Raw genomic sequence first — 743 nt, forward strand, 5'->3', positions numbered from 1 at the left:
CCTAATCGGCGTGTGTTGACCGTAAAAATAAAAAACCGATCGGCAGAAAATATAAAAAACCTGGGAAGCGACAAGATACGAAAAGACGGCATTTTTCATCTGAAAGTTTCGAAAATCAAGCATGATTACGGCGGAATGATCGGATTAGGGAATCGGGCTTTTTGGATTGTTCAAAAAGACGGGGGGAAAGTCATACGGTTAGGACTTAAAGAAGAGTTAAAGATCAGTGTTGCATCGCTTGTCGAAGAATTCAAAAAACAAGGGCAGCCTGTAACCGACCTTTACGGGATTTATAAATTCCAAGCCTTCGGGGAAGATAAAGACTCGACAGCTGTTTTGGGAAAAGGTCCGGATACGGCATGGATTGAAGTGGGCAAGAACCGTTTGGAAAGCATCAGCGGTCCTGAAAAAATACCCGTGGGAGCTGAAGCTGTCTATAAGATCCAACCCTTGATGTCTCTGCAAGCGGGAGAAACGCCGCAATGGACCTGTCCGCATTCTGTCGAGTTGGAATGGAGTCTGTCCTCCGACTGTCAACAGGCGGTTTTACGAATGGGCAGGAAAGATAAAGTTACTTTTTCGGCCCAACTGCAGGGAGAGGAAGTAAGTCACCGTTCGGCAGAAAAAACCGTACAAGCAGAAGAGGTTTTTCTGGAAAGAGCCCTGTGGTGTTACAAAAACGGAACCAGAAGGACCGAGACGGGCTGGGAGGAAGAAAATTATTTCTACCTTAGTTTGAAAGG

1 protein-coding gene is annotated in these 743 nt (G+C 45.8%); it reads left to right on the top strand.

Annotated features, from left to right (window positions below; all coding sequences use genetic code 11):
* Positions 1–743: hypothetical protein (locus GFV00_RS09660; RefSeq protein ID WP_160557905.1), on the top strand; the 743-nt coding region annotated here is incomplete at both ends.

It is taken from the genome of Apibacter sp. B3935 (genome assembly GCF_009827705.1).
Lineage (GTDB): Bacteria > Bacteroidota > Bacteroidia > Flavobacteriales > Weeksellaceae > Apibacter.